The sequence below is a fragment of the Mumia sp. genome (assembly GCF_028803055.1).
Lineage (GTDB): Bacteria > Actinomycetota > Actinomycetes > Propionibacteriales > Nocardioidaceae > Mumia.
The window spans coordinates 1-508 of sequence record NZ_JARBCJ010000358.1 but is presented as its reverse complement, the minus strand read 5'-3'; the positions used below and the strand labels follow the sequence as shown (position 1 = coordinate 508).

Annotated in this window: 1 protein-coding gene; it reads right to left on the bottom strand. The window is 64.2% G+C overall.

Annotation, left to right across the window (positions count from 1 at the left end; translation table 11 throughout):
• Positions 1 to 508: class I tRNA ligase family protein (locus tag PV363_RS17905; protein ID WP_301023109.1), on the bottom strand; the 508-nt coding region annotated here is incomplete at both ends.

Genomic DNA, 508 nt, shown 5'->3' with positions numbered 1-508 from the left:
AGGGCGTTGGTGATGACCGAAGTGTCCGCGGTGACGACGTTTGCCTCAGTGGCACCCAGGTTCAGGACGAACTTGGAGGCGTTGAGCAGCTTGATGGCCAGACGGCGGCCAATCTTCATCTGCGCAATTTCGTAGGCCGTGTCCGCACCCAGCTTGGCGGAGGCCGCCCAGTAGCGCACGGCGTCGGATCCGTAGTCGTTGAGCACGTCGGTGGGAACCACCACGTTGCCCTTGGACTTGGACATCTTCTTGCGGTCCGGATCCAGGATCCAGCCGGAGATGGCGGCGTGCTTCCACGGCGCGGCGTGGTTCAGGGCATCGGCGCGCACCACGGAGGAGAACAGCCAGGTGCGGATGATGTCGTGCCCCTGCGGGCGCAGATCAAAGGGGAAAACCTTGGCGAACAGGTCCTCATCCCGGCTCCAGCCGCCCACAATCTGCGGGGTCAGGGAGGACGTAGCCCAGGTGTCCAGGACATCGGCGTCGCCTACAAAGCCGCCGGGTGAAT